General features: G+C 63.5%; 22 protein-coding genes and 1 pseudogene. 11 read left to right on the forward strand and 12 right to left on the reverse strand.

What is annotated here, in order from left to right; genetic code table 11:
* The first annotated feature begins 53 nt into the window (after positions 1-53).
* Both U1702_RS06700 and U1702_RS06705 read left to right on the forward strand, forming a co-directional pair.
* Complete coding sequence (locus U1702_RS06700; protein ID WP_332723171.1) at positions 54-611, forward strand: lipocalin family protein; 558 nt, start codon at positions 54-56, stop codon at positions 609-611.
* On the forward strand, positions 608-1,075 hold the full coding sequence (locus U1702_RS06705) for a GFA family protein (RefSeq protein WP_332723174.1): 468 nt from the start codon (positions 608-610) through the stop codon (positions 1,073-1,075). The genes U1702_RS06700 and U1702_RS06705 overlap by 4 nt, the downstream gene beginning before the upstream one ends.
* On the opposite strand, the gene U1702_RS06710 is transcribed toward U1702_RS06705, so the two are convergent.
* The gene (locus tag U1702_RS06710; RefSeq protein ID WP_332723176.1) at positions 1,076-2,569 is read right to left on the reverse strand and encodes a hypothetical protein; all 1,494 of its coding nucleotides are present in this window, start codon (positions 2,567-2,569) and stop codon (positions 1,076-1,078) included.
* An 80-nt stretch (positions 2,570-2,649) separates the two neighbouring features.
* Entirely contained in the window at positions 2,650-2,826 is a 177-nt protein-coding gene (locus tag U1702_RS06715; protein WP_332723178.1) for a hypothetical protein, read from the reverse strand.
* A 215-nt stretch (positions 2,827-3,041) separates the two neighbouring features.
* Here U1702_RS06715 and U1702_RS06720 point away from each other — a divergent pair, with 215 nt between their 5' ends.
* The 7 genes and pseudogenes from U1702_RS06720 to U1702_RS06750 all read left to right on the forward strand — a co-directional run bounded on the left by U1702_RS06720 (position 3,042) and on the right by U1702_RS06750 (position 8,859).
* Complete coding sequence (locus U1702_RS06720) at positions 3,042-3,356, forward strand: hypothetical protein (protein ID WP_332723180.1); 315 nt, start codon at positions 3,042-3,044, stop codon at positions 3,354-3,356.
* On the forward strand, positions 3,353-4,162 hold the full coding sequence (locus U1702_RS06725; RefSeq protein ID WP_332723182.1) for a ferredoxin--NADP reductase: 810 nt from the start codon (positions 3,353-3,355) through the stop codon (positions 4,160-4,162). Before U1702_RS06720 ends, U1702_RS06725 begins: the two co-directional genes overlap by 4 nt.
* A gap of 131 nt (positions 4,163-4,293) precedes the next feature.
* Entirely contained in the window at positions 4,294-5,901 is a 1,608-nt protein-coding gene (locus tag U1702_RS06730) for a GNAT family N-acetyltransferase (protein WP_332723184.1), read from the forward strand.
* An 80-nt stretch (positions 5,902-5,981) separates the two neighbouring features.
* Positions 5,982-6,140, forward strand: a pseudogene (locus U1702_RS06735) (ferredoxin--NADP reductase); the annotation flags it as partial.
* A 128-nt stretch (positions 6,141-6,268) separates the two neighbouring features.
* Positions 6,269-6,877, forward strand: a complete 609-nt coding sequence (locus U1702_RS06740; protein ID WP_332723188.1) for an SRPBCC family protein — start codon at positions 6,269-6,271, stop codon at positions 6,875-6,877.
* Positions 6,877-8,067: a zinc-dependent alcohol dehydrogenase gene (locus tag U1702_RS06745; RefSeq protein WP_332723190.1), complete on the forward strand. Its 1,191-nt coding sequence runs from the start codon at positions 6,877-6,879 to the stop codon at positions 8,065-8,067. Before U1702_RS06740 ends, U1702_RS06745 begins: the two co-directional genes overlap by 1 nt.
* A gap of 6 nt (positions 8,068-8,073) precedes the next feature.
* Positions 8,074-8,859 carry an SDR family NAD(P)-dependent oxidoreductase gene (locus tag U1702_RS06750; RefSeq protein ID WP_332723192.1) on the forward strand — a complete coding sequence of 262 codons (786 nt, stop codon included), beginning with the start codon at positions 8,074-8,076 and terminating at the stop codon, positions 8,857-8,859.
* 255 nt (positions 8,860-9,114) lie between these two features.
* Here the strand turns inward: U1702_RS06750 and U1702_RS06755 are convergent, their stop codons facing one another.
* Positions 9,115-10,083: a threonine ammonia-lyase gene (locus tag U1702_RS06755; RefSeq protein WP_332723194.1), complete on the reverse strand. Its 969-nt coding sequence runs from the start codon at positions 10,081-10,083 to the stop codon at positions 9,115-9,117.
* Positions 10,084-10,228: 145 nt separating this feature from the next.
* Between U1702_RS06755 and U1702_RS06760 the strand changes: the two genes are divergently transcribed.
* Positions 10,229-11,440, forward strand: coding sequence for a type III PLP-dependent enzyme (locus U1702_RS06760; protein ID WP_332723196.1), 1,212 nt, complete (start codon positions 10,229-10,231; stop codon positions 11,438-11,440).
* Between the two features lie 4 nt (positions 11,441-11,444).
* Positions 11,445-12,332, forward strand: coding sequence for a hypothetical protein (locus U1702_RS06765; RefSeq protein WP_332723198.1), 888 nt, complete (start codon positions 11,445-11,447; stop codon positions 12,330-12,332).
* A gap of 26 nt (positions 12,333-12,358) precedes the next feature.
* Here U1702_RS06765 and U1702_RS06770 read toward each other — a convergent pair whose 3' ends face one another.
* The 9 genes from U1702_RS06770 to rpsN form a co-directional block, all read right to left on the reverse strand.
* On the reverse strand, positions 12,359-13,009 hold the full coding sequence (locus U1702_RS06770) for an adenylate kinase (protein WP_332723199.1): 651 nt from the start codon (positions 13,007-13,009) through the stop codon (positions 12,359-12,361).
* 27 nt (positions 13,010-13,036) lie between these two features.
* On the reverse strand, positions 13,037-14,401 hold the full coding sequence (gene secY / locus U1702_RS06775; protein WP_332723201.1) for a preprotein translocase subunit SecY: 1,365 nt from the start codon (positions 14,399-14,401) through the stop codon (positions 13,037-13,039).
* 122 nt (positions 14,402-14,523) lie between these two features.
* Positions 14,524-15,075 carry a 50S ribosomal protein L15 gene (gene rplO / locus U1702_RS06780; RefSeq protein WP_332723203.1) on the reverse strand — a complete coding sequence of 184 codons (552 nt, stop codon included), beginning with the start codon at positions 15,073-15,075 and terminating at the stop codon, positions 14,524-14,526.
* Between the two features lie 110 nt (positions 15,076-15,185).
* A complete protein-coding gene (rpmD, locus tag U1702_RS06785; RefSeq protein WP_332723205.1) occupies positions 15,186-15,365 on the reverse strand; it encodes a 50S ribosomal protein L30 in 180 nt (59 codons plus the stop codon).
* Between the two features lie 5 nt (positions 15,366-15,370).
* Positions 15,371-16,084, reverse strand: coding sequence for a 30S ribosomal protein S5 (gene rpsE / locus U1702_RS06790; RefSeq protein WP_332723206.1), 714 nt, complete (start codon positions 16,082-16,084; stop codon positions 15,371-15,373).
* 1 nt (position 16,085) lies between these two features.
* Positions 16,086-16,442 carry a 50S ribosomal protein L18 gene (rplR, locus tag U1702_RS06795; protein WP_332723207.1) on the reverse strand — a complete coding sequence of 119 codons (357 nt, stop codon included), beginning with the start codon at positions 16,440-16,442 and terminating at the stop codon, positions 16,086-16,088.
* The gene (gene rplF / locus U1702_RS06800) at positions 16,442-16,975 is read right to left on the reverse strand and encodes a 50S ribosomal protein L6 (protein ID WP_332723209.1); all 534 of its coding nucleotides are present in this window, start codon (positions 16,973-16,975) and stop codon (positions 16,442-16,444) included. Before rplF ends, rplR begins: the two co-directional genes overlap by 1 nt.
* Entirely contained in the window at positions 16,975-17,370 is a 396-nt protein-coding gene (rpsH, locus tag U1702_RS06805; RefSeq protein WP_332723211.1) for a 30S ribosomal protein S8, read from the reverse strand. The genes rplF and rpsH overlap by 1 nt, the downstream gene beginning before the upstream one ends.
* Before the next feature lie 10 nt (positions 17,371-17,380).
* Positions 17,381-17,686, reverse strand: a complete 306-nt coding sequence (gene rpsN, locus U1702_RS06810) for a 30S ribosomal protein S14 (RefSeq protein WP_332723213.1) — start codon at positions 17,684-17,686, stop codon at positions 17,381-17,383.
* Positions 17,687-17,700: the final 14 nt, after the last annotated feature.

Raw genomic sequence — 17,700 nt, forward strand, 5'->3', positions numbered from 1 at the left:
AGGGTCTTCTTCTTTTCTTGCCTGCAGACCACGCCCCGCCGCATACTCCCCCCATGAAGCAGTCCACCGCGATCAAGATCGCCACCGGCGTCGCCGCCGCCACCATCGGCGGCCTGTTCCTCTTTTCGCGCGCCACCCGCCCGCCGGTCATCAACCCAAACGTGCCGCAACCGGCCAAATCGGTCGATCTCGCCCGCTACATCGGCAAATGGTTCGAACTCGCCCGCCACGAAAACCGCTTCCAGAAGGGGATGGACGCGGTGACGGCGGAATATGCGCTGGAGCCGAACGGCAAGCTCGGCATCCACAACAGCGGCACCCGCAACGGCGAGCGCTCAACCGTCAGCGGCAACGCGGTCATCGCCGACGAAGCGACCAACGCCAAGCTCAAGGTCTCGTTCTTCGGCCCGCTCTACACCGGCGATTACTGGGTGCTCGATCACGGCGATGCGTATGACTGGTCGATCGTCGGCGAGCCCGCCGGCCGCTATCTCTGGCTCCTGCACCGCGAACCGCGCCCTGCGCCCGCCACGCTCCAGTCACTGCTCGAGCGGGTCGAGGCGCTCGGTTACGACCGCTGGGCGCTGCGCATCACACAGCAGCAGCCATGAACCGCCGCGAGATCACCGCGACCGGCGGCTGCCAGTGCGGCGCAGTCCGCTACCGCGCCACCGCGATGCTCGACAACGCGCATATCTGCCACTGCCGCATGTGCCAGAAGGCGGTCGGCAATATCTTCGCCGCCCTTGTCGCCGCGCCCGACGATGCGATCGAGTGGACACGCGGAACCCCTGCGACTTTCCGCAGCTCCGAACATGTCGATCGCGGCTTCTGCGCCGCGTGCGGCACGCCGCTCTTCTATCACGGCCTGGAATCCGGCCGCACCAACTTCACCATCGGCTCGCTCGACGCCCCCGCCGCCTTCCCGCCCAAAACCCAGATGGGTGCCGAAGCCCGTATGCCATGGTTCGCCACGCTGCCGGAGGTCGAGGACGAAGGCGTCACCGAAACCGCCGACCCCGACTGGGCCGCCGCCATCGCCGCGAGCAGCAACCAGTCGCCGGATCGCGATTAGCTACAACTCCCCGCGTTGCAGTCGCACACGGCGGATGCCGCCAGCCTTGTCGATTGCGGCCTTCACGTCCGCCCGCGCCTTCAGCTCGTTCAGCCGCTTTTCGAAGCTGTAGAGTGGCCGCCCCGGCAACGCGGCGTCATAGTCGCTCAGCCAGACCAGCGCCTCCGCGCGATTATCCGCGTCCGTCAGATTTCCGATCAGCGCCACTGCCGCCCCATCCAGATCGCCCCCGCACAAATACAGGTCGACCAATACCTGCCAATTGTCCTTTGCATGTTCGCGCGCATAGCTCAGATCGGTGGCATAGGCCGGCATATTGCCCAGCGCCGCATTGGCGCAGCCGCGCGCCAGACGCATTTCCATGGCGCCATATGGGCTCGCCGAAAATCCCTTGTCGGTCGACGGCAGCGTCTTCAGCGCATCGGCATGGCGGCCAAAGCGATTCTGCGCATGCGCCAGATTGATCGTCTGGCTGACGTTGTCGCCACCATTCTCCTTCTCACCGGCCCCTTGCGTAAAGGCGACGAAGGTGGCGTCCGCATTGCCCATCATCTCCTGCGTTCGCGCCATCGCGTCCCACCACCAATTGCGAAACTCGTCGGCGTCGGCATAGTCTTCGATCTTCTTGCCCCCCGCCCGCGCCGCTTCAAGCAGCTCGAGCGCTTCCTTTGGTCGACCGAGCGCCCGCAGATTCCCCACCGCGCCCAACAACGGGGATAGCGCATCGGGATGCCGCAGCATGTTCGCCCGCGCATTGGCCAGTTCGCGCTCCATCGCCGCGCGCGGGTCGAAACCGGCGGGCATCAGCGGGCCGGTGCGGGCGTCGTAACTCATCGTCAACAGGATCGAGGCGGAATCGATCAGCGCGATCTGCGCCGCTGCGGCTGCCGTGTCGCCGTTGCCCGCCAGAATCTTCGCCAGATCGTACCGAAAACCGTTCTTCGAAGCACCCGCCTCGTCCGGGTCATAGGCATCGGCGGTCATGATCCGCAGGAATTGCAGCCGCAGCCCCTCCGATCCAGCGCCGTTCAGCTTGCGGCTGAGCTGGTAGAGCCAGCGCATCGGCACCGTGTTCAGCGCGCCGCCCCGCCCCTCGGTCATGGCGGCCAGCGTCGCCAGCGCCGCTGCATTGTCCCCCGAATCGAGGTCGATGCCCAGCCGCAGGTGCCACAGCCCGTCCGGCGCCTCCGCCAGCGCGGTTCCGGCGATCGCCATCCGCCGTGCTTCCGCGAGATCCTTGCCCGCAAGACACGTCGCCGCCAGATAATAGGCCGCGGCCGCCACCGCCTCCGGCAATTGCGCCGCCGCAGCCGGCTTCAACGCCGGCTTGAGCAAGCGCACGGCACCCGGGCAATCCTCACGCTCGAACGCCGCCAGCGCGCGCTTGACCGTCTCCACGCCCTTGTCCGCACTTTCCGCACGCGCTGTCGGCATGACCGGCGAAACCATGCCGAGCGCGAACGCAACCCCGACCGAGACTGAAACACGCCGCATTTCTTCCCCCCAACAGAAACATCGCACAGTGCCGTGATCGGGCACCGGACGAAAGGCGCCTTCCACTACGGACTCGCCGTTTACACCGTCCAGATCAGAACATTCCCCACCAGCACCACCGCACAGACGAGCATCAGCACACCCTTGGTCCGGTCCCCCCGGCGCAGGATCGTCACCCCGCCCCACACCAGTCCGCCCGCCGCCAGCATCAGCAGCGCGAGCAGGGTCGATGCGGCGGGGGTAAGTTGGACGTCCATCGCCTTTCCCTAACCTCCACCCCGCGCGCCGTCGAGCCATCCGCTTAATTGCGATTGACTTGCAATAGCGTATCCGGCAACTCGCCTTGCAAGGAGTTTCCGGTGTACCATTATCTCGATCGCCCCATATCCTCGCTCGACCTCGGCGGCCGCTTCTTCGTCTGGGCGATGCGCGGCTGGGTTCAGGCGGTGAACCTCGTCACTGCCCGTGCAACGTGCTGGGCGAGGGTTTTGCGCGCTGGAACGCCGAAGCGGGATTGCAATCCTTCTCCATGGCCATGGCAATTCTTAATTGCGAAGCGCGCGATCCCCTCTATTTCCGCCGCATTGGGCATCCGCGCATCGCCGAGCATGAAGCGCTGCTGATGGGCCTGTTTGAGAGCGTACGGCACCGACCACACGCCGCATTTCGAGAGACTTTGGCAATGATCGTTCCCGCCGCCAGCGCCCCCGCGCTGCAACTCGCCCTGGAGACCGCCGCCGCCGCGTTCGACGCCGTCGGCCTGCGCCCGGAAGGAGCCGCCCGATGAGCGACCGCAACGCCGCGATCCTCGCCCCCTCCGCCTCGCTGACCGTGGAAACCGTGACCAGCGTCCGCCACTGGAACGAACATCTGTTTAGCTTCACCATCACCCGCCCGCAAAGCTTCCGCTTTCGCTCGGGCGAGTTCGTGATGATCGGCCTCCCCGGCGAAGGCCGCCCGCTGCTCCGCGCCTATTCCATCGCCAGCCCCGCCTGGGCCGAGGAAATCGAGTTCCTGTCGATCAAGGTGCTGGACGGCCCGCTCACCTCGCGCCTGCAACAGATTCAGCCCGGCGACCCGATCTTCCTCGGTCGCAAGCCCACCGGCACGCTCGTCACCGACGCGCTGCTCCCCGGCAAGCGCCTGTTCTTCCTCTCCACCGGCACTGGCCTTGCCCCCTTCCTCAGTCTGGCGCGAGACCCCGACGTGTACGACCTGTTCAACCAGATCCTGCTCGTCCACTCGGTCCGCCGCGTCAGCGACCTCGCCTTCCGCGAGGAACTCGAATCACAACTGGCGGGCGATCCGCTGGTGCAGGATCAGGCGCTGCTCCAGTTCAACTATCTCCCCACCGTCACCCGCGAGCCCTTCCCCACCAGCGACCGCATCGGCACGCTGATCGAAAATGGCGGCCTGTTCGGCGCACAGATGCTCGGTAAAAAACGCCTCGACCCCGAAACCGACCGCATCATGATGTGCGGCAGCATGGACATGATCCGCGACCTCTCCGCGATGCTGGATGGGCTTGGATTTGCAGAAGGATCGAACGCGAAGCCGGGACAATATGTGATTGAGCGGGCGTTTGTAGGGTAAGGCAGGAGCTCATACCGCGTCACGATCGGTATCGAATACGCGACAAATGACTGGATCGGATCGTCTGTTGAAGGCAGGCGTTGCCGCGATACCCCACCGCCGAACTGTCCCGATCCAGCCGGAGCCAATCATTGTCCAAAAAAAGCCCTGCCAAGCTGAAGGTTCGCGTTGCCGTCCCCGCCGACGTGCGCGGCATCCTCGCGTTGATCAGCCAGGCCTATCCGGACACCGAAAACTACACCGCAGGCGAAATTCGCGGACAGATCAACAATTTCCCCGAAGGGCAGTTCGTCGCGGTCCTCGAGAAAAAGGTCGTCGGCTATTGCGCCTCGTCGCGCATCGACGAAGCCATCGCGCTCGCGCCGCATGATTGGGCGACCATCTCCGGCAACGGTTTCGGCAGCCGCCACGACCCGACCGGCGACTGGCTCTACGGCATCGAATTGGCGGTCGACGAAAGCCAGCGCGGCCTGCGCATCGGCAAGCGCCTGTACGAAGCGCGCCGGGTATTGGCCGAGCAACTCGAACTGCGCGGCATCGTCTTTGGCGGACGTATGCCCGGTTACTCACGCGTCAAATCCAAGGCGGGCAGCCCTGAAGATTACCTCCTCGGCGTGCGTGAAGGGAAGTTCCGCGACCCTGTGGTCGGCTTCCACCTCGCCAACGGCTTCACCCCGATCGGCGTCCTCCCCAAATATCTGCCGGCGGACAAGTCTTCGGGCGGGTTCGCCACGCACATGGTCTGGCGCAACCCTTATGTCGACCCGAACGAGCCCCCCGAATTCCGCGTCCCGCGCCATGTCGAAAGCGTCCGTCTGGCGACGGTCCAGCTTCAGGCGCGTGCGGTCAAGGACTTCGCCGAGTTCGTCAAAAACGTTGAATATTTCGTCGATGTCGCGGCGGATTACCGCTCGGACTTCGTCGTCTTCCCCGAACTGTTCACGCTGTCCTTGCTTTCGTTCGAGACCGAAACCCTGTCGCCGATGGAGGCGATCGACCGGCTGACCGAGCATCGCGCGCCGATCGTCGCCGAACTTTCGCGGATGGCGATGCGCTACAACATCAACATCGTCGGCGGATCGCATCCGACGCGCACTGAAGACGGCACGATCCAGAACATCGCCTATGTCTGCCTGCGCGACGGATCGGTGCATTCGCAGGAAAAAATCCACCCGACCCCCAACGAAGCCTATTGGTGGAAGATCAAGGGCGGCAGCTCGGTGAACGTCATCCAGACCGATATCGGTCCGGTCGGCGTGCTCATCTGCTACGACAGCGAGTTCCCCGAGCTGGCCCGCCGCCTGGTCGACGAAGGCGCGCGGATCATCTTCGTCCCCTTCTGCACCGACAATCGCCAGGGCTATATGCGCGTGCGCTATTGTGCCCAGGCCCGCGCGATCGAGAACCAGTGCTTCGTCGTCATGTCGGGCAACGTCGGCAACCTGCCTGGAGTCGACAACATGGACATCCAATACGCCCAGTCGTGCATCCTGACGCCATGCGACTTCCCCTTCGCGCGCGACGGGATCGCTGCGGAAGCCAGCGAGAATATCGAGGCCCTGACCATCGCCGACGTCAACCTCGCCGACCTGACCTGGGCCCGCGCGGAAGGCACCGTCCGCAACCTCGCCGATCGCCGCTTCGATCTCTACCGCATCGACTGGAGCCGCAACAAATCGAGCGACACCCCCAATGTCGAGGCGGCACCGCGCGGACCGAAGGTACCCGGCGGGGGTTAGACGGCGCTAGGCGTGCCCGGTGCTTTACCTGCAAATATGTTTGGCACGCTCCTCGAGAACGATACCTCCCGCGAATGCCCGGCGAAAAGTGCCTCGCCCCCGAAACCGACCCCATCATGATGCGTGGCAGCATGGACATGATCCGCGACCTGCCGGCAATGCTCGACGGCCTGGGTTTCGAGGAACGCTCCGACGCCAAGCCGGGGCAATATGTGATCGAGCGGGCGTTTGTGGGGTAACAGGCCCGCTTTCGTCGAAGCAACTTAACCCATTATAAGACAATCTATTTTTCCGCGTCTCCGCACAATCGGTGTGGAACGCTGACCGTTACGCATCGTTGGGGCAGCAGTTCTCCAAAGGATATGCGATGGCCGACGATATGGACCTTACGGTCGTGGACGACGCTCCGCTGACCGCCTCGAAACATGTGCGTGCTGCGGTCGATACAGCTACCGCATCATGGCTCGACAAGCCTGATCAGGGCGACGCCGATACGCTGATCGGCCGGACGGTAACGATCAATCGACCCCGTGCCGAACTGTTCGCCTATTGGCGCGACTTCACCAAGCTCACGACGTTCATGGACAATATCGAGCGGATCGATGTGCTTGACGACAAGCGCTCGCACTGGGTGGTCAAGGCGCCCGCCGGCAAGACGGTCGAATGGGATGCGGTAATCACCGATGAGCGCGAGGGCGAGTATATCGCCTGGGCGTCGGAAGACGGCGCGGACGTTCCCAATAGCGGGCGGATCGATTTCCGCGATGCGCAGGGCGATCGCGGGACCGTGGTAACGGCGACAATCCTGTACGATCCGCCGGGCGGCATCATCGGCAAGGTGATCGCCAAGATGTTCCAGCGCGAACCGGCCATCCAGGCACGGCGCGACCTGCGCCGCTTCAAGCAGCTGATGGAAACCGGCGAGATCGCCACGGGCGCGCGCAACCGCGTCGCTCAGGAAGAAGGAAAGAACTGATGCGCGCTTTGGCCTGGCACGGGAAGCATGACGTGCGCGTCGATACGGTCGACGATCCCGAAATCCTGAACCCGCGAGACGCGATCATCAAGATCACCTCGACCGCGATCTGTGGCTCCGACCTGCATCTGTATGACGGTTATATCCCGACCATGCAGAAGGGCGACATTCTCGGCCATGAATTCATGGGCGAAGTGGTCGAGACGGGTGCGAAATCGACGCTGAAAAAGGGTCAGCGCGTGGTGGTCCCATTCACCATCGCATGTGGCTCATGCTTCCATTGCGGCAAGCATCAATATTCGGCGTGCGACAACGGCTTGCCAGCGGACAATCAGGATATCGGGCAGGAGCTGTACGGCCAGCCGATGTCGGGACTGTTCGGCTATAGCCATCTCACCGGCGGTTATGCGGGCGGTCAGGCGGAATATGTCCGCGTGCCGTTCAGCGATGTCGGGCCGATCGTCATTCCCGACGGCGTGGAGGACGAGAAGGTCCTGTTCCTGTCGGACATCCTCCCCACCGGCTGGATGGCGGCGGAAAATGCCGACATCGAACCGGGTGATACCGTCGCGGTATGGGGTTGCGGCCCGGTCGGCCTGTTTGCGGTGCAATCGGCGTTCCTGATGGGGGCCGAGCGCGTCATTGCGATCGACCATTTTCCGCACCGGCTTGAACTGGCGAAGAAATTCGGCGCGGAGACGATCAATTTCGAGGAAACCAGCACCTATGAGGCACTGATCCAGATGACCGGTGGAATCGGTCCGGATGCGTGCATCGACAGCGTCGGGCTGGAGGCGCACGGCTTCTTTGTCGATAACGTTATCGATCAGATCAAGGTATCGACCTTCCTGGGCACCGATCGTGCGCACTCGATCCGGCAGGCGATCCTGGCATGCCGCAAGGGCGGAAGGGTTTCGATGCCTGCCGTCTATGGCGGGTTCGTCGACAAATTCCCGCTGGGCGCGTTCATGGAAAAGGGGCTGACGCTCAAGACCGGACAGACGCACGTCCAGCATTACATGCCCGCGCTGCTCAACGCGATCATGGAGGACAAGATCGATACCACCTTCCTCATCAGCCACACCCTCCCGCTCGAACAGGCACCCGAGGGCTACAAGATGTTCCACGACAACCAGAATGAAGTGACCAAGGTCGTGCTGAAGCCCGGCCTGGCGCTCGCAGCGGAGTAAGCGATCATGGCGAACAAACTGGCGGTCATCACGGGTGCCTCGACCGGCATCGGGTTCGAGCTGGCGACGCTGGCGGCGAAAGAGGGTTACGACCTGATCGTCGTGGCGAACGAGGCGCTGATACAAGCGGCGGCGGCCGATTTCGGGCAGTTCGGCACGGCGGTTGAATCGGTCGAAGCGGATCTGGCCACGATCGATGGCGTGGACCGGTTGCTGGCCGCAGCAAACGGACGGCAGATCGACTTGCTGGCTGCCAACGCCGCCACCGGGACGGGCGGCGCCTTTCTCGATCAGGATGTGTCGAAATGGCGGCATGCGATCGACACCAACGTCACCGGAACCGTCTACCTGATCCAGAAGGTGTTGCGCGATATGGTGGCGCGCGACGCGGGCAAAATCCTCGTCGTCGGGTCGATCGCTGGCTACATCCCGGGCAGCTTCAACGCGATCTATAATGCAACCAAGGCTTTCGTGGACAATTTCACCGAAGCGCTGCGCAATGAAATCAAGGATGTAAAGGGCGTGACCCTGACGACGTTGATGCCGGGACCGACCGACACCGAATTCTTCGCGCGTGCGGGAATGCTGGATACCAAGGTTGGTCAGGACGACGACAAGGCGGATCCAGCCGATGTCGCCAAGGATGGTTGGGACGCGCTGATGTCGGGCAAGGGCCATATCGTGTCGGGCCTCGGCAATAAGATTCAGGTGCTGGGTGCCGGTGTCGTACCTCAATCGGTACTGGCGGAGCAGCATCGCAAGATGGCTGAGCCGGGTTCAGGCGAGGACTAAGACGACTCAGGTCCGCCCTTCCAATGTTGGATCTCATCTGTTCTATGCTGGTCGGTGACACACCGATCAGCATATCTGCACCGGTCGTATGTCGGCGCAAGTTCGCGCCGGTGCGCGTCGTCGGAGCGTGAAGGCTGCCTCACTGTCGCGAAGGTGTCGCGTCACCGTCGTGTTGCAGGCGCAAACCTGGCGCGTTGTCGTCGCCTCGACCCGACAACCCCTTCAAACCGTCAAGACTGTCAACCGCCCACCAACTCAATCGACCCCGCTCAAAACCGCCGCATACGCCGCAGGATCGGCATTCCCCCCGCTCAGCACCACCAGCATCCCCGGCTCGACAGCCACCTTGCCCGCCAGCAGCGCCGCCAGCGCCACCGATCCGCCCGGCTCGACCACCAGCCGCAACTTCGCCGCTGCCCAGCGCTGCGCCGCCCGCACTTCGGCCTCGCTCACCGCAACCCCGGTCACCCCGCGTCGCGACAGCACGTCGAACGTCAAGGGCGACACCTGCAGCGTCTGCAACGCATCGCATGCCGTCGGCGGCGGATTGTCGCCGACCGGCTCGATCCACCCCGCCTCCAGGCTGCGGCACATATCGTCCCAGCCCTCCGGCTCGACGATCGTCATCCGCGCATCGGGCAGCGCCAGCGCGACGCCCGCAGCCAGCCCACCGCCCCCGCACGGCACCACGACATGGACCGGATCGGGCAGCCGCATCTCCGCTACCTGCGTCAGCACCTCGATGCCGATGCTCCCTTGCCCCTCGATGATCCACGGGTCGTCGAATGGCGGCACCAGTGTCGCGCCGCGCGCATGTGCCAGATGCGCGGCGATCTTCGTGCGATCCTCGCTCATCCGGTCATACGTCACGACCTCGGCCCCCAGTGCCAGCGTCGAATCGCGCTTCGGCTTGGGCGCATCCGCCGGCATCACGATCACCGCTGGCATCCCCAGCCGCTTCGCTGCCCATGCCACGCCCTGCGCATGGTTGCCGGAAGAGAAGGCGACAACGCCGTTTTCGCGAAGATCCGGCGCGATCGCCGTCAGCCGGTGCCACGCGCCGCGAATCTTGAACGCCCCGATCGGCTGCAGCGATTCGGCCTTGAACATCACCGGAATCCCACGGATTTCCGCGATAAACAGCGGCGTGGGCGGCAGGATCGACGCCACCTTTGCCGCCGCATCCCGCACCCCGGCCCGTGTCGGCTGTCGCAAAATCGTCACATATCACCCCACTGCGTCACAGGGGGTCCATATCCGCTTTACATTGCGGACCCCCGTCCCTATTTGAGCCGTCCGCTGCCCCATGGGACTTCCAACCGCAAGGCAGCTTCACCGTACGGCGAAAGCCACTTGGAGGTCCCTTGAGTTGCACAAGCATCATAGCGCGCTCGGGCTAGCGAAAGCCCTACGTCCCGTCGAGCCGGTAACGCTCGTTCGTCCGCACGCAGCACAGCGCGCAGCCCGATTCTTCGTCGAGAAGTTTCCGGGAACGACGATGTATGCCGTCAAGGCAAACCCCTCGCCCGAGCTGCTTCAGCTGCTGTGGGACAGTGGGGTCACGCATTACGACGTCGCGTCGATCGGCGAAGTGCGCCTCACGCGGCGCACGCTGCCCAAGGCGACTTTGTGCTTCATGCACCCGGTCAAGGCCGAGGAAGCGATCGAGGAAGCGTATTTCAACCACGGCGTGCGCACCTTCAGCCTCGACACGATGGACGAGCTGGAAAAGATCGTCCGCGCCACACGTGGTGCGGAAGACCTGTATCTGTGCGTCCGCATCCGCGTGTCGTCCGATCACTCGAAACTCAGCCTTGCATCGAAATTCGGTGCTGAGCCGGAGGATGTGAAGGACCTGCTCGTTGCCACCCGTCAGGCCGCCGATGCCCTAGGCATCTGCTTCCATGTCGGGTCACAGGCGATGACCCCGACCGCCTATATCGAGGCGATGGAGCGCGTGCGCATCGCCATCGTCGCGTCGTCGGTCACGGTCGACATCGTCGATGTCGGCGGCGGCTTCCCGTCCACCTATCCGGGCATGGAGCCACCCCCGCTGGAGGCCTATTTCGGCGTCATCCACAACGCGTTCGAGAATCTGCCGATCTCGTACAGCGCCGAATTGTGGTGCGAGCCGGGCCGGGCATTGTGCGCCGAATACAGCTCGCTGATCGTGCGCGTCGAGAAGCGTCGCGGTGACGAACTGTATATCAACGACGGTGCCTATGGCGCGCTGTTCGATGCGGCGCATGTCGGCTGGCGCTTCCCGGTGCGGCTGCTGCGCGACGGAGCGGACAGCGCCGAGACGGTCGAATACAGCTTCTACGGCCCCACCTGTGACGATCTCGATCACATGGCGGGTCCGTTCGATCTGCCGGCGGACGTTCAGGCGGGTGACTATATCGAGGTCGGGATGCTCGGTGCTTATGGCTGTGCCATGCGTACCGCGTTCAACGGTTTTGGCGCTGATGCCCAGGTTGAAGTGACGGACGAGCCGATGGACACGCTCTATTCGGGCATCGCCATCGAACGGCCAAGCAACGTGGTCAGCCTCGACCAGTTCAAGCGCCGCGCGCGCCGCTGATCGCATGGCTGAACAGGGCGACCTGATCGTCCGGCAAACCGATATCGGCGAAGGCGCGGTGTTCGACCGCTTCTTCGCCGGTTACGACCGCGCGTTCGTGTTGCCCGATGAGAAGGAGGACCGGGACGGCTTTATCGCCTGTCTCGCCCTCAACCACGGCACGGAAAAGGCCCGTCTGACCGCGCTTTACGGCGAGTTCCGCGAAATCTGCCTGACGGTGGACGAACCCGACGGCACCCATGTCGGCGGTGCAAACCTGATCGCCGCGCCGCTGCCCGAAGCGGCAGGCCGGAGCATCGCCACCGCCAACCTCAACTACCTCTATGTCGATCCCGCCCAGCGCGGCCGCGGCCGCCTGAAACAACTCGTGGCGATCGTCCGCGACACGATCCGGGACATGTTCGGGGTGGATGAGGTGCTGATCTTCCTCGAGCAAAACGACCCCTTCGCCATGAGCGAGGAAGCCTATGCCCTCGACTCCAGCGTGGCAGGCGTCGATCAGATCGACCGGCTGCGCATCTGGACCAAACAGGGTGCCCGCATTGTCGACTGGCGCTACATCCAGCCCGCGCTGACCCCGGCACACGAGCCCGATGACGGCCTGCTCTATGCCGTGATCGGTGCGGACACCCCCCTGCCCGCCTGCTGGCTCGCCGCGCATCTGCGCCGCTTCTACGGGATTTCGGTACTCAAGGGCGCGCCGATCGACGCCGACCCGGTGGCCTGGCCCCAGATCGTGGCGCTGGATGCGGACTGCGCGGGCGGCGCAACGATTGCCCTGCTCGACCCGTCCCCGCTGCTGGCCGTGCTACCCAACCGCGACGCAGCAACCGAAATGCTGGGCCAGACGCCTCCGAACCTGCTCGACGCGATCCGGACTTTCGCCCGCTGAACTGATTCAGCGAGCGACCGCTTCACTCACTTTCCGTCGAGGATCGCCTCGATCGCGTCGGTCACTTCGGCGATGTCCGCCATCCCGTCCACCCGCTTCACCAATCCGCGCGCTTCATAGATCGGCAGGATCGGTGCAGTCTTGGCGCGATATTCGGCCATGCGCGTGCGCACCGTTTCCTCATTATCGTCGGGCCGACGCTTGAACTCGGTCGACTGGCACACGTCGCACACGCCCTCGACCTTGGGCAGGTTGAAGGTGTCGTGATAATTCGCGCCGCATTTGCCGCAGCTGAAACGACCCGTGATCCGCTCGACTAGCGCATCCTCGTCCACCACCAGCTCGATGACGTGCGACAACACCCGCCCGCGTTCGGCCAGCAGCTCATCTAAAGATGCCGCCTGCGGTGCGGTGCGCGGATAGCCGTCGAAGATCGCACCCTTGGCCGTGTCCGGCTGGTCGAGGCGTTCGCCGATGATCCCGCTGACGATCTCGTCGGAAACGAGCTCCCCTGCTTCCATCACCGCTTTCGCCTTCAGCCCTACCGGGCTGCCGGCCTTCACCGCCGCACGCAACATGTCGCCGGTCGAGAGCTGGACCATGCCACGCTCGTCCTCAAGCCTAGCGGCCTGGGTGCCCTTGCCCGCGCCCGGAGGCCCCAACAGGATGATGTTCACGCCCATTCCCCTCTCATACCGCCCCGCTTAGCGGAGTCGGCCGCCCTTCAGCTTCGCCTTTTTGATCAGATCGCCATACTGGTGCGCCAGCAGATGCGACTGGATCTGCGTCACCGTATCCATCGTGACGTTGACCACGATAAGCAGGCTGGTGCCGCCGAGATAGAAGGGAATGGCCAGCGCTGAAACCAGATATTCGGGCAACAGGCAGATGACCGTCAGATACGCGGCACCGATCACGGTGATGCGCGTCAGCACATAATCGAAATAGGCCTCGGTATTCTTGCCCGGACGGATGCCCGGAATGAATCCACCATATTTCTTGAGGTTGTCGGCGGTCTCTTCCGGATTGAACACCACGGCGGTGTAGAAGAACGAGAAGAAGATGATGCCCGCGCCGTACAGCAGCATATACACCAGGCTGCCATGTTGCAGATACTGGTTGAGGTTGATGATGAGATCGCCCCACGCGCTCTCCCCCGCCGTGGCGGTGCCCGCGAACTGGCTGACCGTCAGCGGCATCAGCAACAACGACGATGCGAAGATCGGCGGGATCACGCCGGCGGTGTTGATCTTGAGCGGCAAATGGCTGCGCTCCGACTGAACGCCGCGCTGCGTCTGGCGCTTCGGATACTGGATCAGGATACGGCGCTGCGCACGCTCCATGAAACAGATGAACAACACCAGCAGCGCGACCGCGACGAAGATGCCGACCAGCTTGATCGGATCGAGCGAACCGGTGCGGCCACCCTCGAACAGCTGAACCAGCGTCGTCGGCAGATGCGCGACGATGCCCGCCATGATGATGAGCGAAATGCCGTTACCGACGCCGCGGCTGGTGATCTGCTCACCCAGCCACATCAGGAACATGGTGCCGCCGATCAGCGAGACGACAGCGGCGACGCGGAACAACATGCCCGGTTCGACCACCGGGGCCAACCCCTGCGTCGCGCCCAGCGTCTCCAGCCCGACCGCGATAACATAGCCTTGGATCGCGGTCAGCGCGACGGTGCCATAGCGGGTGTACTGGTTGAGCTTCTTGCGACCGCTCTCACCCTCTTTCTTGATCGCGGCGAGCTGTGGCGAGAGTGAGGTCGCCAGCTGCACCACGATCGACGCCGTAATGTACGGCATCACGCCCAGTGCGATCACCGACATGCGCTCCAGCGCGCCGCCCGAGAAGGTGTTGAAGAAATCGAGCACGCCGCCCTGCGTGCGCTCGGCCAGCAGGCCCAACTGCGTCGGATCGACGCCGGGCAGCGGGACGTAACTCAGCATCCGGAAGATAATCAGCGCGCCGAGCGTAAACCACAGGCGCTTCTTGAGTTCGGTGGCCTTGCCGAACTTCGACAGGTTGAGGCCGGATGCAAGTTGATCGGCTGCGGATGCCATGTGCACAAATATCCTGGAAACCAAAGCGGCGGAGAAGCGTTTTCCGCCACCCCGCCGCTCATATAGGGCTTGAAACCCGTTGGGCAATCATTCCCGGCACTTCGCCGGAAAGCAGCCCGGGATTATGCCTTGGCGGCTTTCTTGCCGGACGCTTTCAGCTCGGCGATCGCCTTCTGCTTCACGCGATGCTTGGCCTTGTGCTTGTCGGCGGGTGCGATGACCTCGGGGATCGTGACCTTGCCGCCAGCCTTCTCGACCGCCTCGATCGCGCCCTTCGACGCGCCGGCAACTGTGAAGTTCAGCTTCGACGTGATCTCGCCCTTGGCGAGCAGACGAACGCCGTTCTTGCCGCCGCGTGCCAGGCCAACGGCCTTCAGCGCGGCATGATCGATATCGGTCGCGGTCAGCTTGCCAGCATCGACCAGCTTCTGGATCATGCCCAGATTGACCTCGGAATAATCCTTGGCCGACGGATTGTTGAAGCCGCGCTTCGGGATCCGCATGTGGAGCGGCATCTGGCCACCCTCGAACCCGTTGATCGCTACGCCCGAACGTGCCTTGGCACCCTTCTGGCCGCGACCGGCGGTCTTGCCCTTGCCCGAACCGATGCCGCGTCCGACGCGCATCCGGCCCTTGCGAGCGCCTTCATTGTCCTTGATGTCGTTCAGTTTCATATCGTGCACTCGCTTTCGCTTTAGTCGCGCTGGATAAAATGGAAGGGGGCCGATAGCCCCCCTTCCCTATTCTGTCACCCGAAAAGGTGCCGGGACCGAGATGTCGGGGCTTAACCCTCGAGCACTTCGACCATGTGATGCACCTTGCGGATCATGCCGCGAACTTCGGGCGTGTCTTCGAGCTCGCGTACCCGATGCATCTTGTTCAGGCCAAGACCTACCAGCGTTGCACGCTGTTCCTTGACGCGGCGGATCGGCGAACCGGTCTGCTTAATTTTGATAGTCGCCATTTGTGTTACTCCACGATCGCAGCGGCATCGGCCTCGGCGGTCTTCGAACCACCATGGCCGAGCAGATCGGCGATCTTCTTGCCACGACGCTGTGCGACTGCCTTTGGCGACGTCTGATCGATCAGCGCCTCAAAGGTTGCGCGGATCATGTTATAGGGGTTCGACGTGCCGTTCGACTTGGTCACGACGTCCGCCACGCCCAGGCTCTCGAACACGGCACGCATCGGTCCGCCGGCGATGATGCCGGTGCCTGCCGGTGCCGAACGAACGGTAACCTTGCCCGCACCGAAATGACCGAGACCATCGTGATGCAGCGTCCGGCCCTCACGCAATGGCACGCGGACCATCGACTTCTTGGCAGCAGCGGTCGCCTTGGAAATGGCTTCCGGCACTTCGCGTGCCTTGCCATGACCGAAGCCGACCCGGCCCTTGCCGTCGCCGACGACGACGAGTGCTGCAAAGCCGAAGCGCTTGCCGCCCTTTACCGTCTTCGAGACGCGGTTGATGTGGACCAGCTTCTCGATCAGCTCTTCGCCATTCTCGTCACGCGGAGTGCGGTCGTCACGACGGCCGCCACGACCGCGATTGTCGCGGTTGCCACCGGGGCCACCACCACGATTGTCGCCACCACGGCCACCACGGCCACGGCGTGGTGCGTCGGCTGCACCGGCGTCTGGCGTTGCGCCCTCGACGGGCGTTGGGGTCTGTTCGTCAGCCATATTAGAACTCCAATCCGCCTTCACGGGCGGCATCGGCCAGCGCCTTGACGCGGCCATGGAACAGGAAGCCGCCACGGTCGAACACGACCTGCGTCACGCCTGCATCCTTCGCCACCTGGGCGATGCGCAGGCCGACGGCCTTGGCGGCATCGATGTTCGCGCCGGACGTGCCGCGCACATCCTTTTCGAGCGTCGATGCTGCTGCCAGCGTCTTGCCCTGCGCGTCGTCGATGACCTGCACATAGATGTGCTTGCCCGAGCGATGCACCGAAAGCCGCGGACGGCTGCCGGCGCGTGCCTTCAGCGAGGTACGATTGCGGCGGCGCCGCTTCTCGAAGAGTGAGAGACCTTTGCTCATTACTTCTTCTTCCCTTCCTTGCGGAAGATGAACTCGCCGTCGTACTTGATGCCCTTGCCCTTGTAAGGCTCAGGCTTCCGCCACTGGCGAATTTCAGCCGCGAACTGGCCGACCTTCTGCTTGTCGTTGCCTGAAATCTCGACCGTGGTCTGATCGGGCGTCTTGACCTCGACGCCTTCCGGAATATCCAGATCGACGTCGTGCGAATAACCCAGCTGAAGCTTCAGCTTGCGGCCCTGCGTGCTGGCGCGATAGCCGACGCCGGTGATGAGCAGCTTCTTGGTGAAGCCATCGGTCACACCCGTCACCAGGTTCTGAACCAGCGTACGCTGCATGCCCCAAAAGGCGCGAGCCTGCTTGGTGTCGTTGGCCGGCTTCACCACCAACACGCCTTCGCCCATCTCGTATGAGATGTCATCGACGGTCGGCATCGACAGCGTCCCCTTCGGACCCTTGATCGAAATCTGGCCGTTGCCGACATCGGCGGTGACACCCGCCGGAATCGGAATGGCTTTTTTACCCGTGCGGCTCATCAGAACACCTCCGCAAGGACTTCGCCGCCGACATTCTGGTCGCGCGCTTCGGCGTCGGACAGAACACCGCGAGGCGTCGAGACGATCGTGATGCCAAGGCCGTTGCGCACCTTCGGCAGCTCTTTCGAGCCCGAATAGACGCGGCGACCGGGCTTCGAGACCCGCGCGATCGACTTGATCGCGGGCTGGCCCTCGAAATATTTCAGCTCGATGCGGATGCCGGCCGCTGGCCCCATCTGCTCGTCGCTGTAACCACGGATATAGCCTTCGCGCTGCAACACGTCGAGCACGCGGGCGCGCAGCTTCGACGCGGGCGTCAGGACGGAGTCCTTTCGCGCACGCTGGCCGTTACGGATGCGGGTGAGCATATCACCCAGAGGATCGGTCAATGCCATCTTCTAACCCTTACCAGCTCGACTTCGTGACGCCCGGGATCATGCCCTTATTGGCAAGATCACGCAGAATCACGCGTGCCAGACGGAACTTGCGGTAATAACCACGCGGACGACCGGTCATTTCGCACCGGTTGCGCACGCGGGTCGGATTCCCGTTGCGGGGAATCTCCGCCATCTTGAGGCGAGCGATCAGGCGCTCGGTCTCGTCGAGCGACTGGTCTTTCGCCATCGCCTTGAGCTTCGCATATTTGCCGGCATACTTCTTCACCAGCAGCTTGCGACGCTCATTCTTGTTCACGGAACTCAGTTTCGCCATGACTTAAGTTCTCT

This window comes from Sphingomonas sp. LT1P40 (assembly GCF_036663835.1).
GTDB lineage: Bacteria > Pseudomonadota > Alphaproteobacteria > Sphingomonadales > Sphingomonadaceae > Sphingomonas.